We start from the raw sequence: 18,184 nt of genomic DNA on the forward strand, positions 1-18,184 counted from the left end.
GATCAGACCTCGGCGATCTCGATCGATCGGATCACCTTGGCGTCGATGGCTTCGCCGACCTCGGCGAGGAGCTCTTCGGGCACGCGCGAGTCGACAGTCAGCACGGTGAGCGCCGGGCCACCGGCCTCGCGGCGGGCGACCTGCATCCCGGCGATGTTGATACCAGCCTCGCCGAACTTCTGGCCGTAGACCGCGACGATGCCTGGGCGATCGGTGTACTGCATGACAATGTGGTGCGTCTCGATCGGCACTTCAATGTCGTGACCGTTGATTCCGACGATCTTCTGAACCATGCGAGTGCCAGCAAGTGTTCCTGCAACGGTGAGCACTGTGCCGTCGGCAAGCGCGCCGCGCAGAGTGGTGAGGTTGCGGTACTCGGGGCTTTCCTTGTCGACGATCAGGCGGGCTTCGATTCCGCGCTGCTCAGCGAACAGCGGGGCGTTCACATAGGACACATTCTCGCTGACGATGTTGGAAAGGATGCCTTTGAGCGCAGCCAGACGGTAGACGCTGACGTCGTAGTCGGCCAGTTCACCGCGCACCTCGATGTCGAGGCTGGTGAGCGCAGAGGTGGTCAGACCACTGAAGATCTGGCCGAGCTTCTCGACCAGGGCGATACCAGGACGCACGAACGGATCGATGATGCCGCCGGCGACGTTGACAGCATCCGGTACGAGATCACCTTCGAGGGCGAGCTTGACGGAACGAGCGACCGAGACGCCGGCCTTCTCCTGCGCCTCGTCGGTCGATGCACCCAGGTGCGGCGTCACGATGATGTTCGGCAACTCCAGCAGTTCGCGTGCGGAACCACCTTCCACGGGCGGCTCCGAAGTGAAGACGTCGAGGCCAGCGCCCGCGATTTCCCCAGCGATGAGAGCTTCGCGCAGCGCAACCTCGTCAATGAGTCCGCCACGTGCGACGTTGACGACGTAGGCCGACTTCTTCATCGCTGCGAACTGTTCCGCGCCGATCATGCCGGTCGTCTCGGGAGTCTTCGGCATGTGGATCGTCAGGAAGTCAGTCTCCGCGACAAGCTCGTCGAGCGTGCGAAGCTCGACGCCCAGCTGCTGCGCGCGTGCGCTCGTAACGTAGGGGTCGAAAGCGATGACCTTCATGCCGAAGCCCTGCATGCGGGCTGCGACGAGCGCACCAATACGGCCGAGTCCGACGATGCCAAGAGTCTTCTCGAACAACTCGGTACCGGTGTACGAGCTGCGCTTCCACTGCCCGCTTGCCAGCGATGCGTGAGCTGCCGGTACGTGGCGGGCAAGGCTGAGAATGTGCGTGCAGGTGAGCTCTGCCGCAGAGATGATGTTCGAGGTGGGCGCATTGACGACCATGACGCCGGCCCTGGTGGATGCCTGAATGTCGACGTTGTCGAGTCCGACACCGGCACGGGCGACGACTTTGAGCTTCGGCGCGTGGCTCAGCGCCTCCTCATCGATCTTCGTCGCAGAACGGATGAGCACGGCATGCGCGTCAGCGAGTGATGAGAAGAGCGCCTCGCGATCGGTGCCATCAACCTGGCGGACGTCGAAGTCGGGGCCAAGGGCCTCGATCGTGGCGGGCGAGAGAACTTCGGCAATGAGCACGACTGGCTTCGGCACAGCGGATCCTTCGAGGTTAGCGACACAGCGCGGATGGGATCGATGCGCCGCACACCGTGGGGGCGCGATCGATTCCACCTTACCGGAGGGTGAACACTGCTCCGTGACGTGTGACGCCGCGCGTCAGGTCGTCAACGAGGCGAAGTTCAATGTGCTCAGTGCGACGACGTTCATCCAGAACACCGCGACCAAGGCCAGGCCGGCGATCATGGTGACGGACAGTTCTCCCGCATTGCGGCGCCGACCGAGCGCATAGGCGGCCGCGAATACCAGGATGGGGAAGATCACCGAGAAGATGAGGACGAACCACCCGTACGCATTCATGCCGTAGCCCGCGACGGTAACAAGATATGCCACTGCGTTCCAGACGCCGTACGCATAGAACAGCCCGGCAAGCCCGACGATGATCGTCTTCCACAGGCCAAGGGCCTGCGTGGTCGATGCGCTCTGATCGCTCATGATCCCACCACCCCTGTCATGACGAACGGCCACGGAACCAGCAGCACCGCACCGGCGAGGAGGCCCAGCACACGTATCCATCCGGCGGACCGACGCGTCAGCAGCCAGACGGCAACGAACCACAGTGCCGGCGCCAGCACAGCCGCCCAGAGCGCGACTTGGTACATGACTCCGGGAATGAGGAACAGTGCGCTGCCCTGCAGCTTCAGACCACCGACGATCCACCCCACCGTGTAGAGCAGGTAGACGCCGCCGATGATTCCGACGATAAGAAGCATCGGAGTGCTCAGCGGCCGGAGCTCTGCCGGCTCAGCGACGGCAATGTCGTCCTCAGGACGCCCGACTGATTCGCTGTCCTTCCCCACCGCGTTCCAGCCGTGTGGGAGCACCGGTTTCTGGACCGGTTTCTCTACTGGTTTCGCTACCGGCTTCTGCACGGTCCCGTCGTCGTCGCCATCCCAGGAGAGGGCGTCGTCAGCATCCGATGTCATGTCTACAGCGTAGCGATGCTCGCGCGCCGACCGATATGATCGGGGCGATCATCATTTAGAGGGGACCAACTGTGGCTGAGCGTAAGAAGAAGGTCGACGCATCGACCGCCACCCCGGCGAATGAGGCCGAGGAGACGTCGGGAGCGGACTGGACTCCGACGCCCACGGCGAAGAAGAAGGCGACGACGTTCCGCTGGATCGCCGTCGCACTATGGGTTCTCGCTATCGCAGCGGAGGCTGTCGCCATCTTCTGGCTGCTGCGACAGCGCGAGTTCGTTGGCGAGGACGGCACACTCGTCCGCAACGCGGACACCGGGCTGCTGGAGACGCAGAACGCTACAGCGCAGTTCCCGCAGTGGGCATTCATCACGCTCATCGTGGCGCTCGTCGTCATCGCCGCGTTGGCGATCACCGGCTCCGTGCTGTGGAAGAAAGCGAACCGACTCGACCCGGCAAAGAAGTCGGAGACCGTGCGCTTCTTCGTGCAGAACCAACTGGGTGCGATCATCGCGATCATCGCGTTCGTGCCGCTGATCATCCTCATCTTCCTGAACAAGGACATGGACAAGGGGCAGAAGGCCACGGCCGGCGTCATCGGCATCGTGCTGGCCGTCCTCGCCACCGTGATCGGTGTCGACTTCAACCCGCCGTCCGTGGAGCAGTACACCGCCGACCAGTCCACAGTGATCCAGTTGCTCGGACAGGACGAGGTCGTGTGGGTCGACGGCGGTGCGGTCTATCACGTCTGCGAAGAGGTCTCGGATATTCAGACCGGCAGCGAGAAGCGTACCGGCACCACGGCCGAGGCCATCGAAGCGGGCAAGTACCGCCTGACGTTGAAGTTCGCGTCCGAGATGCGGGCGTGCGGTCTGCCGGTGCCGGATAACGCCGAGGAGATCACCGACGCACTCCGTGAGATTCAGGCCGGCGACGCCAGCATCGTCCTGCCGGAGCCAGTGTGGGCGGACGGTTCGGTGCCCCCGATCGTCATCGAGGATGCACCGGCGGAGGACGCCGAGTAGGACTACTCCCCCAGCGCCTCGACCAGCCGTTCCTCGGCCGAGCCGAGGTGCGCCGCGAGCAAGGCGGCGGCGTGATCCCCATCGCCTGCCGCGACAGCATCCAGAATCTCGGCGTGCTGGGCGGAGATGGCCTGGGCATCGAGCAGTCGCCTTCCCTGCACCTGCGCCATGCACAGACGTACTTCGTCGAGAACGCTTCGATACATCCGCGAAGTGCGCTCACTGTCGACGGCGTCGATCAACGCGGTATGGAAGCGCAGGTCGGGATCGACCGTCGTGGGGTCGGGGCCCTGCGGCATCGCGAGAATCTCGGCGTTGGCCGCGGCCGCATCCACTGGCACACGCTGCATCGCGGCAAGCTCGCGCAGCGCCGCACTCTCCAGCCGCGTGCGCGTGCGATAGACATCGCGCACCATGGCCGCGTCGATCGCGACCACGCGCGCCGAGCGATGCGCTGTGCGCACGACAAGTCCCGACGCCACCAGCTGTTCAATCGCTGCTTTGGCGCTGGGGCGTGCGACACCGAACATCTCAGACACCTTCGCCTCGGTCAGCGCCGTGCCAGCAGCAATGTCGCCTGCCAGGATCTGCACGCGCAACCGCCGCGTGACGGCATCGACGATTCCGACCACACCGAGCGACGCATCTGAGAGGGTCATGTACTCAGCGTAGAGGAGACTAGACTGCTCGGTAATCTTGTCTGACAATTTGAGCGAAGGAGCCGCCGTGTCGACGACACTCGCGCATCCGCTGGACACCGACATGCTCGGCCCGGATACCACAGTCACCTCTCGCTCCATCGACCGCTTCGCGCGCGCTCATGACGCATCGCACTACCTCCTGATCCCGGATGCCGTACTCACACCCCGAGATGCTGCCGGCGTCGCTCGAGCGTTCGACGCAGTTCGCGCTGCCGGTCGCACGCTCACCTTCCGCTCCGGCGGGACAAGCTTGTCTGGGCAGGCCGTCTCCGGAGACATCCTTGTGGACACGCGTAGCCACTTCCGCGGCATCCAGATCGAAGATGACGGTCGGATCGCCCGCGTCGGCCCCGGCGTCACCGTGCGGCAGGTCAACACGCGCCTCGGCCGCTATAAGCGAAAGATCGGTCCGGATCCGGCCAGTGAGATCGCCTGCACGATCGGCGGTGTCATCGCCAACAATTCCAGCGGCATGGCATGCGGAATCACCGAGAACTCGTACCAGACGGTCGAATCGCTGCTCCTCGTGCTGCCCAGCGGAACGATTCTCGACACCGGTGCACCTGATGCTCTCGAACAGCTTCAGTCGGCAGAACCTGAGATCGCCTCCGGGCTGCTCGCCATTCGCGAGCGACTGCTGGCCGCACCCGATTCCGTAGCGTTCATCCGCCAGCAGTTCTCCATGAAGAACACCATGGGCTATGGAATCAATGCCCTTGTCGACTTCGATGATCCCGTGCGCATTCTCGAACATCTCGTCATCGGCTCAGAAGGCACCCTGGCGTTCGTCGCTGAGGCGCGGTTGCGCACGATCGAGATCCGCCCCCAGATCGCGACCGGTCTGCTCGTGTTCGCAGGCCTCGCCGATGCCATGGCTGCGCTTCCTGGGCTCGCCGAACAGGGTCTCGCCACGATCGAGCTGATGGATGCCGCATCGCTTCGCGTTGCACAGGGGCTGAGCGATGTTCCGGCATCCATCGCCGCCATTGACGTTCTTGATCACGCGGCGCTCCTCGTCGAGGTGCACAGCTCGAGCATCGACGAGCTCACCAGCGCGAGCGACAGCGCGCTGGCGCACTTCAACGCACTCCCTCTCGCTGTCACGGCAGCGCTCACCACCGACGCTGCAGAGCGCGCCTCTCTGTGGAGCGTGCGCAAGGGGCTGTACACGGCTGTTGCCGGCGCCAGGCCGTCCGGCACGACTGCGCTGTTGGAAGACATTGTGGTTCCGGTGGATCGTCTGCTGACGACGTGCGAGCGGCTCATCGAACTGTTCGATAAGCACGATTACGAAGGCTCAGTGATCTTCGGTCATGCCAAGGACGGCAATGTGCATTTCTTGCTCAATGAGCGCTTCGATGATGACGCCAGCGTCGCGCGCTACCGTCGATTCACCGCCGACCTCGTCGACCTCGTGCTGGGCCAGGGAGGCTCGCTGAAGGCCGAACACGGGACAGGCCGCATCATGGCGCCTTTCGTCAGGCGTCAGTACGGCGATTTCCTCACCGACATGATGTGGGACATCAAGCGACTGCTTGACCCGGCTGGCATCCTGAACCCTGGTGTTGTTCTCTCCGAAGACGCCGACTCTTACCTGTACGACCTCAAACGCGTGCCGACTGTCGAAAGCGAAGTCGACCGCTGCGTGGAATGCGGCTACTGCGAGCCGACCTGCCCTAGCAAGGACATCACGCTCACACCGCGCCAGCGCATCGTGCTTCGACGCGACATGGCATGGGCAGAAGAGCAGGGCAACCACGAACTGCTCAAGGAACTGCGCGCCGATTACGACTACGACGGCGTGCAGACGTGCGCAGTCGACGGCATGTGCGCGGTAGCCTGCCCCGTCGACATCAACACGGGCGATCTGGTGCGACGTCTGCGCGCGGAGGAGGCGTCGAAGGTCGAGGACGGCCTGTGGGACGTCGCAGCGAAGAACTGGGGTGCGGTGACGAGGATTGGCGGTGTGGCGCTGACCGTCGCCGATGCGATGCCCGTACCGCTCGTGAAGGGTGTCACCCAGCTCGGCCGCGCCGTACTCGGTGCCGACACCATGCCGTTGTACGACGCAGGGCTCCCCCGCGGCGGTTCCAAGGCTCCGGCCACGTCATCGCCTGCAGATGCGCAGGCCGTGTTCTTCGGCGCGTGCATCGGCACGATGTTCGGCCCGGAGGATCACGGCATCGGATCCCGTGACGCTGTGCAGGCTCTGCTCGATCGCGCGGGCATCCCCTTTGCCATTCCGGACGACACCGGAGGCCTCTGCTGCGGCACCCCGTGGAAGTCGAAGGGACATCTGACCGGCTACGACCGCATGACCGAGCGCGTTCTCGCATCCTTGTGGGTTGCCAGCCGCTATGGCGAACTGCCGGTGGTGTGCGATGCGGCATCCTGCACGGAGGGCCTGCATACGATGCTGGCGAAGTCGCTGGAGGAATACCCGGAGTACGCAGGGTTGCGCATCGAGGATGCGACGACCTATGTCGCACGCGAGGTGCTCCCCCGATTGACGGCGCTGAACAGAGGCGTCACGAAGAAGATCGACTCGATTGCAGTGCACCCGACGTGCTCGACGACCGCGCTCGGCGCGAGCGGAGCGCTGACTGCGCTCGCTTCCGCGGTCGCCGACGAGGTGTACGTGCCGGAGGGCTGGGGCTGCTGCGCCTTCGCCGGCGACCGTGGCATGTTGCATCCTGAGCTCACCGAGAGCGCCACAGCTGTCGAGTCTGCCGAGGTCGCCGCGGCAGACGCTGAGCGGAACGGGTTCGACGCGTTCGTCTCGGCGAACCGCACGTGCGAAATCGGCATGAGCCGCGCGACCGGCAAGCCCTACCGCCACGTGGTTGAGGTTCTTGAGGAACTCACCCGTCCCTGAACGCAAGAACGGGCGCCCCGCGAGGGACGCCCGTTCTGTGAAGCGATGGATCAGCGCGCGGCCGAACCGTCGACGTAGTCCTCGTCCTCCTGCTTCCAGGCGAAGAGCGAACGCAGCTCCTTGCCGGTCACCTCGATCGGGTGCTGCTCTTCCTTGGCGCGCAGCGCGAGGAACTCCTCGGCACCGTTGTCCTGGTCCTCGATGAAGCGCTTGGCGAATGCGCCCGACTGGATGTCGGCCAGCACGCTCTGCATGTTTTCCTTGACACGAGCGTCGATGACGCGCGGGCCGGAGACGTAGTCACCGAACTCAGCGGTGTCGGAGATCGACCAGCGCTGCTTGGCGATGCCGCCCTCCCACATGAGGTCGACGATGAGCTTGAGCTCGTGCAGCACCTCGAAGTACGCGATCTGCGGCTGGTAGCCCGCCTCGGTGAGGGTCTCGAAGCCGGCCTGCACGAGGTGGCTCACGCCACCGCAGAGCACAGCCTGCTCGCCGAACAGGTCGGTCTCGGTCTCTTCGGTGAACGTCGTCTTGATGACGCCGGCGCGGGTGCCACCGATGGCCTTCGCGTACGAGAGGGCGACCTGCCAGGCCTGGCCCGACGCGTCCTGCTCGACGGCGATGATGTCCGGGATGCCACGGCCCGCGACGAACTCGCGACGCACGGTGTGCCCCGGAGCCTTCGGCGCGACGAGGATGACGTCAACGCCCTCGGGTGCGTCGATGTAGCCGAAGCGGATGTTGAAGCCGTGTGCGAAGGCGAGGGTCTTGCCCGCGGTCAGGTTCGGCGCGATCGAATCAGCGTAGATCGTGCGCTGGTGCTGGTCGGGCGCCAGGATCATGATGAGGTCAGCCCAGACGGTGGCATCTGCCACGTTCTTGACCGGGAAGCCGGCTTCTTCTGCCTTGGCGATCGACTTCGAGCCGTCCTTCAGCGCGATCGTGACCTCGACACCCGAGTCGCGAAGGTTCATCGCGTGGGCGTGGCCCTGCGAACCATAACCGACGATCGCGACCTTCTTGCCCTGAACGAGGGACAGGTCGGCATCAGCGTCGTAGAAGATCTCAGTACTCACGTTGTGTTTCTCTTTCTTCTGGAGGTTTGTGTTAGTCAGTGCTCAGCCGCGCAGAACGCGTTCGGTGATGCTCTTGCCGCCGCGACCGATGGCGAGCAGCCCAGACTGTGCGAGCTCCTTGATGCCGAACGGCTCGAGTGCACGCAGCAGCGCCTCGACCTTGCCCTTGTCGCCGGTGACCTCGATCACCAGTGCATCTGAGGCGTAGTCAACAACCGAAGCGCGGAACAGGTTTACGACTTCGATCACGTTGGAGCGCGTCGCATTATCGGTGCGCACCTTCACGAGGACGTGCTGTCGCTGCACCGAGGATGCCGGATCAAGCTCGACGATCTTGATGACGTTGATCAGCTTGTTCAGCTGCTTTGTCACCTGCTCGAGCGGCAGCTCGTCGACATCGACGACGACGGTGATCCGGGAGATACCAGGAACCTCGGTCACGCCAACGGCGAGAGATTCGATATTGAACCCGCGACGAGCGAAAAGCCCGGCGACGCGGGTCAGCAGACCCGGGGTGTTCTCCACAAGGAGACTCAGCACGTGAGTTGACATGGCTCAGATCTCCTCGTCGAATGCGGGCGCGTGGTCGCGTGCGTACTGCACGTAGTTGTTGCTGACGCCCTGTGGCACCATCGGCCACACCATCGCGTCGGCGGAGACGACGAAGTCGATCACGACGGGGCGGTCGTTGGTCTCCAGCGCGAGCTTGATCGCGGCGTCGACCTCTTCTTCCTTCTCCACGCGGATCGCGAGGCACCCGTAGGCCTCGGCGAGCTTGACGAAGTCTGGAATCCGAATTGTGCCGTGCCCGGTGTTCAGATCGGTGTTCGAGTGACGCCCGTTGTAGAACAGCGTCTGCCACTGGCGCACCATGCCGAGGGAGGAGTTATTGATGATCGCGACCTTGATCGGGATGTTGTTGATGACGCAGGTGGCAAGCTCCTGATTCGTCATCTGGAAGCATCCGTCCCCGTCGATCGACCAGACCACGCGGTCAGGTTCTGCGACCTTGGCACCCATGGCCGCAGGAACCGAGTACCCCATGGTGCCGGCGCCACCCGAGTTCAGCCAGGCGTTCGGCCGCTCGTACTTGATGAACTGTGCAGCCCACATCTGGTGCTGTCCGACGCCCGCGGCGTAGATGCCCTCAGGACCGGTCAACTCGCCGATGCGCTTGATCACGTACTGCGGTGCGAGCAAGCCATCGCTGGGCTCGGAATAGCCGAGCGGGAACTCATCGCGCAAACCATCGAGGTACGACCACCACTCAGCGGTGTCGACCTTCGCGCCGTCCAGCGCGCCACGGAACGCGGCATCCAGATCGATCAGGACGTCACGCACGTCGCCGACGATCGGCACATCTGCCGTGCGGATCTTGGAGATCTCCGCCGGGTCGATGTCGACGTGCACGACCTTCGCGTTGGGAGCGAACAACGCGGCCTTGCCTGTCACACGATCATCGAACCGCGCGCCAAGAGAAATGAGCAGGTCGGCCTCCTGCAGCGCAAGCACCGCAGGTACCGTGCCGTGCATGCCGGGCATACCCAGGTGCTGCGGGTGCGAGTCGGGGAACGCGCCGCGAGCCATCAACGTCGTGACCACCGGCGCACCGGTCGACTCAGCGAGCTCGAGCAGCTCGGCCGATGCCTTGCCACGGATGACGCCACCACCGACGTACAGCACCGGCTTTTTGGCTTCGACCAGCAGCGCGGCCGCGGCCTGGATCTGCTTGCCGTGCGCCTTGGTCACCGGACGGTAGCCAGGCAGGTCGATCTTGGGCGGCCAGATGAAGGGTGCGGTGGCCTGCTGCGCATCCTTCGTGATGTCGACGAGGACGGGGCCGGGGCGCCCGGTACCAGCGATCTCGAAGGCCGCTGCGATCGCACCGGGGATATCGGCGGCATTCTTCACGAGGATGGAGTGCTTGGTCACCGGCATCGTGATGCCGATGATGTCTGCCTCCTGGAAGGCATCCGTCCCCATCAGGGTGGAAAATACCTGGCCGGTAATCGCCACGATCGGAACCGAGTCCATGTAGGCGTCCGCGATCGCGGTGACGAGGTTCGTTGCACCGGGGCCGGAGGTCGCGATGCAGACGCCGATGCGACCGGATGCCGAGGCATATCCTTCCGCGGCATGACCGGCACCCTGCTCATGGCGCACAAGGATGTGCCGAAGAGCGGTGGAATCCATCAGCGGGTCGTAGACCGGGAGGATTGCTCCCCCGGGCAGACCGAACACGTCGGTGACACCGAGCAGTTCCAGCGAGCGAACGACGGCTTCCGCGCCACTCATCTCTGGAGCAGTGGATTTTGAGGATGGCGGCCGAGGCACGGCCGAACCAGAATCAGCAGTCATGTCTTTCCTTGATGATCTGAAGTGTCGTCGACAGTACGCCGACGTGGATCAACCGGTCGTCGCGCCTTCGGCGGCGGAGCGCACGAGGGCTGCGTACTTGGCAAGAACGCCACGGGTATAGCGCGGGGGCAGTGGTTCCCAGCCAGAACGGCGGGATGCGAGCTCTGCATCATCGACGAGTAAGTCAAGAGAGCGAGCTGCGATATCGACCCGTATCAGATCACCATCGCGCACGAAGGCAATTGGACCTGCGTCCACTGCTTCGGGTGCTATGTGGCCGATGCACAGGCCGGTTGTGCCGCCTGAGAATCGTCCGTCAGTCAACAGTAGTACATCTTTTCCGAGGCCAGCGCCCTTGATGGCTGCGGTGATCGCGAGCATCTCACGCATACCGGGCCCACCCTTGGGGCCCTCGTAGCGGATCACGACCACGCTACCCGCCTCGACCTCGCCGTTCGCGACGGCATCCATCGCCGCACGCTCGCGCTCGAAGACGCGAGCCGGGCCCTCGAACACGGTCGCGTCGAAGCCAGCCGTCTTCACGACTGCGCCTTCTGGTGCCATCGAACCGTGCAGGACGGTGAGGCCTCCGGTGGCGTGGATCGGGTTGTCGAACGTGTGGATGACCTCGCCGTCGATCGGCGCCGGGTTGAGATCCGCGAGGTTCTCCGCGAGGGTCTTGCCCGTCACTGTGAGCGCGTCGCCGTGCAACAGACCCTCATCGAGCATCGCCTTCATGATGACGGGGATGCCGCCCTGACGGTCGACGTCGTTCATGACGTACTTGCCGAACGGCTTCATGTCCGCGATGTGCGGAACCTTGTCGCCGATCCGGTTGAAGTCGTGAAGGTTCAGCTCGACTTCAGCCTCACGGGCGATCGCCAGCAGGTGCAAGACGACGTTCGTCGAGCCGCCGAGCGCCATCGCGAGCGCGATCGCGTTCTCGAACGCCTCCGGAGTGAGGATGTCGCGTGTCGTGATGCCCTGGCGAAGCAGGTTGACCACGGCCTCGCCAGAGCGGTGCGCGTAGTAATCACGCCGGCGATCTGCCGCAGGTGCCGCCGCAGAACCGGGGAGGCTGAGTCCGAGCGCTTCGGCGACAGACGCCATCGTGTTGGCCGTGTACATGCCGCCACAGGCGCCTTCACCCGGGGCGATCGCGCACTCGATGCGCTTGAGGTCCTCTTCGCTCATGAGACCGGCACGGTGTGCACCGACGGCCTCGAAGGAGTCGATGATCGTGACGTCCTTCTCGGTGCCGTCCGAGAGCTTGACCCAGCCGGGTGCGATGGATCCGGCGTACAGGAACACGCTGGACAGGTCCAGACGCGCACTGGCCATGAGCATGCCGGGGATGGACTTGTCACAGCCGGCCAGCAGCACGCTGCCGTCGAGCCGCTCTGCCATCATGACCGTCTCGACCGAGTCGGCGATGACCTCGCGGGAGACCAGCGAGAAGTGCATGCCCTCATGGCCCATCGAAATGCCGTCAGAGACCGAGATGGTGCCGAACTGGAGCGGATAGCCGCCGCCGGAGTGCACGCCCTCCTTCGCGCCCTGAGCAAGACGATCCAAGCTCAGGTTGCACGGCGTGATCTCGTTCCAGCTGGACGCGATTCCGATCTGGGGCTTGTCCCAGTCGGCATCCCCCATACCGACGGCACGAAGCATGCCGCGGGAGGTCGTAGCCTCGATGCCGTCAGTGACGACACGGCTGCGGGGTTTGATGTCGATGGGCGCGTTCGAAGCAGGATCTTGCGAGGACATGACGGCAGTCTATTCCCGTCCGGCGGCCCGCTCGGTCGCGAGCGCCTCCAGAAGAGCGGCCATCTCTTGTGGAGAGTCCACACGGAGCGCCGCGGCAGACTCCCCTGGGCCGACACGCAGGCCCAGATCACCCGGCTGCAGCACCCGCATCGCGTCTTCGTCGGTCACGTCATCGCCAGCGAACAGGATGCCGGTGGCACCGAAGTGCTCGCGCAGCACGGTCATCGCGGCGTCTTTGCCCTCGACGCGTGACGAGAACTCCAGCACACGGTGACCAGCCCGGCGCCGCCACAGCGGGAAACGCTCCGCAACCAAAGCATCGATCTCCGCGAACACGGCGGCCTCAACTTCGGGCGTCGCCTGGCGAGTGTGGATGCCCATGCCAAAGGTTTTCGGCTCGAGGCGCACGTTCTCGTAGCGGTCAACGATCGGCTGAGCGGCCGCCCAGAGCTCCTCGCGAGCGCCCTCCTGCGTTGTGTCCCCGGGCGTGTCGGTATCGCCGATTCCGGGGAACCAGTACTGGGCGCCATGCGAGCCGGCCAAAGCGATGATCGAGTCTGGAGTGTGTTCGGTGATCTCCCGCAGGTCGTGCATGCTGCGGCCGGAGACATACGCGACGAACGTGTCGGGTAGCGCTGCGAGTCGCTCGAGCTGCGCCTTCACCTCCGGGAGCGCGCGCGCTGCCATGGGCTCAGCCACAAGCGGCGACGCGGTGCCATCGAAATCCAGCGCGACAACAAGTCGCGGTGTGCTGGCGATCTTCGTCAGCGCGTCATCAACGGATCCAGGGGTCCAGGTGCGGGTCACAGCGTCTCCTCATCGGGTTCGATCCCGACCAGCCTCTCACGCACGTTGGGAGCGGACTGTCGCGAGAGCGTTCAAGAACGAGGATGACCAGGCCTGGACATCGTGCTCGAGTACACGGCGCCGCAGCGACCGCATCCGCTTGCCCTGCTCAGCGGGCCTCATCTCCACCGCAGTCATAATCGCGTCTTTCAGGAACTCGATGTCATGCGGGTTGACGAGAACCGCTTGACGGAGTTCGTCGGCAGCGCCGGTGAACTCGCTGAGCACGAGCACGCCCCGGTTGTCGGTGCGTGTCGCGACGTACTCCTTTGCCACAAGGTTCATACCGTCGCGCAGCGCCGTGACGAGCATGACATCGGCGGCCAGATACAGCGCCACCATCTCCTCACGCGGGAATCCTTGGTGCAGGTAGCGGATCGCGGAATGCTCCATCGTGTCGGTGTCGCCGTTGATGCGGCTGACGGCGAGTTCGATCTCGTCGCGCAGCTGCACGTAGGCCTCCACCCGTTCACGACTCGGGCTCGCGACCTGGATGAGGATGACATCCTCGACCTCGAGACGTCCCTCTGCGAGCAGCTCACCGTAGGCCTTGATCCGATGACGGATGCCCTTGGTGTAGTCGAGCCGGTCGACGCCCAGCAGGATCGTCTTCGGATTGCCCAGGCTCTCGCGGATCTCGATGGCTCTGGCCTGTACCTCTGGCCGGGCCGCAAGTTCGAGATATGGCGTGGTGTCGATCGAAATCGGAAATGCCTTCGCGATGACGGTCCGGGGCCCTTCCTCGCCTGGTACCGCGACGGTCGTGGACTTCACCTCATACTTCAGTCGACGCCGAACGGCAGCCAGGAAGTAGGAGGCGTCCTGCACCCGCTGGAACCCGACGACATCGGCGCCCAGCAGACCTCGCAGCATCTGATCGCGCCACGGCAGCTGTGCGTACAGCCCGTGCATCGGGAACGGGATGTGGTGGAAGTACCCGATCGTCACGTCTGGGCGCAGTGCACGCACCATCTCTGGGACGAGCTGCAGCTGGTAGTCGTGCACCCAGACTGTGCCGTTCTCCGAAACAGCAGCGGCCGCTGCTTCGGCGAAGCGCCTGTTGACGATGACGTATGAGTCCCACCACTCGCGGTGAAACTGCGGTGGGGCGATGACGTCGTGGTACAACGGCCAGATCGTGTCGTTCGAGAAACCCTCGTAGTATTCGGCGACTTCTTGCGCGGACAGTGCGATCGGGATAAGCCGGATGCCATTGGCTTCGAAGGGCTTGAGCTCCAGGTCGGCTTGACCTGCCCACCCGACCCAGGCGCCATCCACCTGTTGCATCACCGGCTCAAGCGCCGCGACCAGACCGCCCGGCGAGGTGCGCCAGATCTCGATACCGTCCGCTCCCACCACGCGATCGACCGGCAGCCTGTTAGCAACGACGACGAAATCTGCGGTGGCCATGGTGACTCCTCACACAGTGGATCAGTTACCCCAGGCTAGCGAGTCCTTATTTGGACCCTGCTCAGGAACCAGTTCACGACGCCGGCGAGGAAGGCGATCGCCGCCGCGATCATCGGCAGCAGCAGCGAAGGGGTGGTGCCCAGCTTTTCCGCGATCTCTCCGGTGACCGCTGCTCCGATCGACTGGCCGACGATCACACCGGAGCCGAGCATCGTCATGACGGTGGCAGAGCGGCCCAGCGGACTGCGTGCCGCGCCGAAGCTGTACTGGGTGACCAATGTCGGTCCGATTCCGATTCCCATGACGCCCAGGACCACCATCATGGCTCCGGGTGTGTCGACCACGGCGAGAAACAGCGAACCGAGCAGCAGGATGCTGGAGAAGACCAACCAACGCGCGCGCAAGGAGAATCGCGGTGGCAGCCACGCCACTCCGAGAGCGAGAATCGCGGATCCGACGCCCATCACGCCGTACAGAACACCCGCCTGCTCGGGAGCGCCTCGATCGGCCATGAACGACGTCAGTGCGGTGAGCATCGTGCCAAAGAAAATGCCGACGCCGAGAATTCCGACAACCACGACAAGCAGCTGCGGACGGAAGAGTTCGGTGACCTTCGAGGGCGCCCGGCCGTCGGCATCGCGCTCCTGCGAGACATGGCGTCCACTCGGATGCAGGGCGAAGGCACCGACAAACAACACCGTCAGCACCGCGGCGCCCACCAGCGGCGCCCAGGGGGCGATCACTGAGGCGGCGACACCGACGATGAAGGGGCCGAAAACGAAAACAGTCTCGTCTGCAGCCGATTCGTAGGCCATGGTGCGCGACACTGTGCGCACGCGCGTGCGTTCCGGCATCCGCTCGTTGATCATCGCAACGAGTCGAGCGCGCGACATCGGGGCAACCTGCGGTGCGGTGGCGCCGATGCCGAACGCGGCCAACAGCACGAAGGCATCCGTAGACCCGCTATAGACGACCAGCGTGAAGACGATGAGCATCGTCGCGTTGGAGACGGCGAGAAGCACGAGCACGCCTCGCTGGCCGAATCGATCAGCAGCCGCACCGAGCAGCGGTCCGAAACAGGCGGTGCCGAGGCCGACAGCAGCTGAGGTCAGCCCGCCGAGAGACAGTGATCCGCGGGCGGAGACGACGACGGTGAGAACGCCAACCACCATCATCGCGAACGGGAGGCGGGCCACGAAGGCGACCAGGAAGTAGGGGAAACCTGCGACGTGAAGCAGGCTGGTTTTCGTCGGCTCGGGAGGCTGAGTGGGTGCGTGTGTGTGGGTCATGACTCTCGCGCGCCCAAGGACGCGGGGATCTGGTGCCGCCGCTGTCCGTCGGAGTGCCGACGGCCGGTAGTTACACAGCTTCAGACGCCGAAGCGCCGCCGCCCATTCTAGCCGCGCCACCTGAGCGAAGGTAGATTGGAGGAATGCGCTACCTCTTCAGCACCGGGCTCATCGCAGCATTGACCACGGGTGTGTCACTGCTTCGCGGCACGCGTGAGGCGCCGATCACCTGGCGCGCCGCGCTTGCGTGGCTGAGCTGGGGCATCACGCTCGCGCTCGCAATCGGTGCCGCGGTCGATATGCGCCGCAACGAACGTGGCGTCACCGTCGCCATGGACTCTCCGCTTGCGGCAAAGCAGACCAAGCGCATGAAGAAGGAAGCCAAACAGCTCGACAAGCAGCTCAAGGCCGCCCAGAAGCGCTGAGGCTTCCTTCCCGTCAGCGGGTGAGATCAGCGGGTAAGGATGAGTGCCTCTCCCTGACCGCCACCACCGCACAGCCCGACAGCGGCAGTGCCGCTCCCCCGGCGAACGAGCTCGTGAGCCAGGTGCACAACCAGTCGGTTGCCGGACACGCCAATCGGATGCCCGATCGCGATCCCGCCTCCATGGACGTTCACGATGTCGCTGGACACGCCGAGTTCAGTCTGAGAGCGGGCGACAACAGCGCCGAACGCCTCATTGATTTCCAGCACATCGAGATCTGCGGCGGTGATCCCCTGCTTTTCGAGCGCCCGCTGGATCGCCTGCGCCGGCTGCGCCTGCAGCGAGTTGTCCGGACCTGCGGTCTGGCCGCTGGCACCTATTGTGACGAGCACCGGCCATCCCTGCGCCTCGGCGTTCTCTCGCGAGGTCACGACGACGGCAGAGGCCCCGTCCGAGATCTGCGAGGAGTTGCCGGCAGTGATTGATCCGCCCTCGGCGAACGCCGCGCGGAGCTTGCCGAGCGTTTCGACGGTCGTCTCAGGCCGAACGCCTTCGTCACGGGTCACCACGACCGGCTCCCCCCGTCGCTGAGGTACCTCGACCGGTACGATCTCGGCGTCGAAGATACCCGCTTCGGATGCTGCGGCAGCACGCTGATGCGACAGCGCTGCCACCGTATCCTGCGCCTCGCGGGTGAGCTCGAAGCGGTCGTTGTGACGCTCGGTCGATGCGCCCATGCTCTCTTCGTCGTAGGCGTCGGTGAGCCCGTCAAAGGCCATGTGGTCCAGAACCTCGACGCTGCCGTAGGTCCAGCCGTCACGCGAGCCCATCAGCAAGTGCGGTGCGCGTGTCATCGACTCCATACCGGCGGCCACGACGGTCGTGGCATCCCCGGTGCGGATCATCCTGGCGGCATCAATGATGGCGGTGAGGCCAGACAGGCAGACCTTGTTGACCGAATGCGCAGGGACGTCCCAACCGAGTCCAGCGCCGATCGCAGCCTGGCGTGCGGCGTTCTGTCCAGAGCCCGCTGAGAGCACTTGCCCGACGATCACGGCATCGATCGCCGAGGGATCGATGGATGCCTGCGCAAGTGCACCCTTGATCGCGAAGGACCCGAGTTGGGGAGCCGTGAACGAGGCAAGCTGTCCCTTCAGGCGGCCCTGGGGTGTGCGTGCGGCGGCGACGATGACGATGTCGGTCATGACTGTTCCTTCAGCTCTGGTGAGATGATCAGCGGCGGCTCTGTTGCGTCGATGATTTCCTGAACGCTTACGCCTGGTGCGGTCTCTACGAGGACGAGGCCGGCGTCTGTGATGTCGATGACGGCGAGATCGGTGATGATCCGGTGTGCCACTGCCCGCCCGGTCAGCGGCAGCGAGCACTCGTTCACGATCTTCGCGGAGCCGTCCCTGGCCACGTGCTCCATCAGAATGATGAGCCGGCCTGCGCCGTGCACGAGGTCCATCGCGCCGCCTGGGCCCTTCACCATCTTTCCTGGAATCATCCAGTTGGCGAGATCTCCCTTTGCAGAAACCTGCATCGCGCCGAGGATGGCCGCATCGATCTTCCCGCCGCGGATCATGCCGAAGCTGGTGGCCGAGTCGAAGAATGCCGTGCCGGGCAGCGTCGTCACGGTCTCCTTTCCGGCGTTGATGAGATCCGCATCGACGGCGTCCTCGGTCGGATACGGACCGACACCCAGAATGCCGTTCTCGGATTGCAACACCACGGTGATGCCCTCTGGGACATAGTTGGGAACCAGGGTCGGCAGACCGATTCCGAGGTTCGCATAGGAGCCATCGGTGAGCTCGAGAGCCGCACGGGCCGCCATCTGTTCGCGGGTGAGTGCCAT

The 18,184-nt window shown here is 64.5% G+C and carries 16 protein-coding genes; 3 read left to right on the forward strand and 13 right to left on the reverse strand.

Annotated features, from left to right (window positions below):
- Positions 1 to 2: 2 nt before the first annotated feature.
- The 3 genes from serA to ACSU04_RS03240 form a co-directional block, all read right to left on the reverse strand.
- Positions 3 to 1,607 (reverse strand): phosphoglycerate dehydrogenase, encoded by a 1,605-nt coding sequence (gene serA, locus ACSU04_RS03230; RefSeq protein ID WP_439288418.1) that lies wholly within the window; start codon positions 1,605 to 1,607, stop codon positions 3 to 5.
- Between the two features lie 123 nt (positions 1,608 to 1,730).
- Positions 1,731 to 2,066, reverse strand: a complete 336-nt coding sequence (locus ACSU04_RS03235) for a hypothetical protein (RefSeq protein WP_439278386.1) — start codon at positions 2,064 to 2,066, stop codon at positions 1,731 to 1,733.
- Positions 2,063 to 2,557 (reverse strand): hypothetical protein, encoded by a 495-nt coding sequence (locus ACSU04_RS03240; RefSeq protein ID WP_439288419.1) that lies wholly within the window; start codon positions 2,555 to 2,557, stop codon positions 2,063 to 2,065. Before ACSU04_RS03240 ends, ACSU04_RS03235 begins: the two co-directional genes overlap by 4 nt.
- A 71-nt stretch (positions 2,558 to 2,628) precedes the next feature.
- Between ACSU04_RS03240 and ACSU04_RS03245 the strand changes: the two genes are divergently transcribed.
- Positions 2,629 to 3,579, forward strand: a complete 951-nt coding sequence (locus ACSU04_RS03245) for a hypothetical protein (RefSeq protein WP_439278388.1) — start codon at positions 2,629 to 2,631, stop codon at positions 3,577 to 3,579.
- Positions 3,580 to 3,581: 2 nt separating this feature from the next.
- Here the strand turns inward: ACSU04_RS03245 and ACSU04_RS03250 are convergent, their stop codons facing one another.
- Positions 3,582 to 4,238, reverse strand: a complete 657-nt coding sequence (locus ACSU04_RS03250) for a GntR family transcriptional regulator (RefSeq protein WP_439288420.1) — start codon at positions 4,236 to 4,238, stop codon at positions 3,582 to 3,584.
- Between the two features lie 67 nt (positions 4,239 to 4,305).
- Between ACSU04_RS03250 and ACSU04_RS03255 the strand changes: the two genes are divergently transcribed.
- Entirely contained in the window at positions 4,306 to 7,155 is a 2,850-nt protein-coding gene (locus ACSU04_RS03255; protein ID WP_439288421.1) for an FAD-binding and (Fe-S)-binding domain-containing protein, read from the forward strand.
- Between the two features lie 50 nt (positions 7,156 to 7,205).
- Here ACSU04_RS03255 and ilvC read toward each other — a convergent pair whose 3' ends face one another.
- The 7 genes from ilvC to ACSU04_RS03290 form a co-directional block, all read right to left on the reverse strand.
- On the reverse strand, positions 7,206 to 8,234 hold the full coding sequence (ilvC, locus tag ACSU04_RS03260; RefSeq protein ID WP_439278391.1) for a ketol-acid reductoisomerase: 1,029 nt from the start codon (positions 8,232 to 8,234) through the stop codon (positions 7,206 to 7,208).
- Between the two features lie 42 nt (positions 8,235 to 8,276).
- Positions 8,277 to 8,786 (reverse strand): acetolactate synthase small subunit, encoded by a 510-nt coding sequence (gene ilvN / locus ACSU04_RS03265; RefSeq protein ID WP_439278392.1) that lies wholly within the window; start codon positions 8,784 to 8,786, stop codon positions 8,277 to 8,279.
- 3 nt (positions 8,787 to 8,789) lie between these two features.
- Positions 8,790 to 10,529 carry an acetolactate synthase large subunit gene (locus ACSU04_RS03270; protein ID WP_439278393.1) on the reverse strand — a complete coding sequence of 580 codons (1,740 nt, stop codon included), beginning with the start codon at positions 10,527 to 10,529 and terminating at the stop codon, positions 8,790 to 8,792.
- Positions 10,530 to 10,640: 111 nt separating this feature from the next.
- On the reverse strand, positions 10,641 to 12,359 hold the full coding sequence (gene ilvD, locus ACSU04_RS03275) for a dihydroxy-acid dehydratase (protein WP_439288422.1): 1,719 nt from the start codon (positions 12,357 to 12,359) through the stop codon (positions 10,641 to 10,643).
- Between the two features lie 9 nt (positions 12,360 to 12,368).
- Complete coding sequence (gene otsB, locus ACSU04_RS03280; RefSeq protein ID WP_439288423.1) at positions 12,369 to 13,166, reverse strand: trehalose-phosphatase; 798 nt, start codon at positions 13,164 to 13,166, stop codon at positions 12,369 to 12,371.
- A gap of 36 nt (positions 13,167 to 13,202) precedes the next feature.
- Positions 13,203 to 14,615 (reverse strand): alpha,alpha-trehalose-phosphate synthase (UDP-forming), encoded by a 1,413-nt coding sequence (locus tag ACSU04_RS03285; protein ID WP_439288424.1) that lies wholly within the window; start codon positions 14,613 to 14,615, stop codon positions 13,203 to 13,205.
- A 35-nt stretch (positions 14,616 to 14,650) separates the two neighbouring features.
- On the reverse strand, positions 14,651 to 15,904 hold the full coding sequence (locus ACSU04_RS03290; protein ID WP_439288425.1) for an MFS transporter: 1,254 nt from the start codon (positions 15,902 to 15,904) through the stop codon (positions 14,651 to 14,653).
- Between the two features lie 143 nt (positions 15,905 to 16,047).
- Here ACSU04_RS03290 and ACSU04_RS03295 point away from each other — a divergent pair, with 143 nt between their 5' ends.
- Positions 16,048 to 16,329 carry a hypothetical protein gene (locus tag ACSU04_RS03295; RefSeq protein ID WP_439278398.1) on the forward strand — a complete coding sequence of 94 codons (282 nt, stop codon included), beginning with the start codon at positions 16,048 to 16,050 and terminating at the stop codon, positions 16,327 to 16,329.
- Positions 16,330 to 16,355: 26 nt separating this feature from the next.
- On the opposite strand, the gene ACSU04_RS03300 is transcribed toward ACSU04_RS03295, so the two are convergent.
- Both ACSU04_RS03300 and ACSU04_RS03305 read right to left on the reverse strand, forming a co-directional pair.
- Positions 16,356 to 17,534 (reverse strand): acetyl-CoA C-acetyltransferase, encoded by a 1,179-nt coding sequence (locus ACSU04_RS03300; protein WP_439278399.1) that lies wholly within the window; start codon positions 17,532 to 17,534, stop codon positions 16,356 to 16,358.
- Positions 17,531 to 18,184 carry a 3-oxoacid CoA-transferase subunit B gene (locus ACSU04_RS03305; RefSeq protein ID WP_439278400.1) on the reverse strand — a complete coding sequence of 218 codons (654 nt, stop codon included), beginning with the start codon at positions 18,182 to 18,184 and terminating at the stop codon, positions 17,531 to 17,533. The genes ACSU04_RS03300 and ACSU04_RS03305 overlap by 4 nt, the downstream gene beginning before the upstream one ends.

This window comes from Microbacterium sp. A84, assembly GCF_051842815.1.
GTDB lineage: Bacteria > Actinomycetota > Actinomycetes > Actinomycetales > Microbacteriaceae > Microbacterium.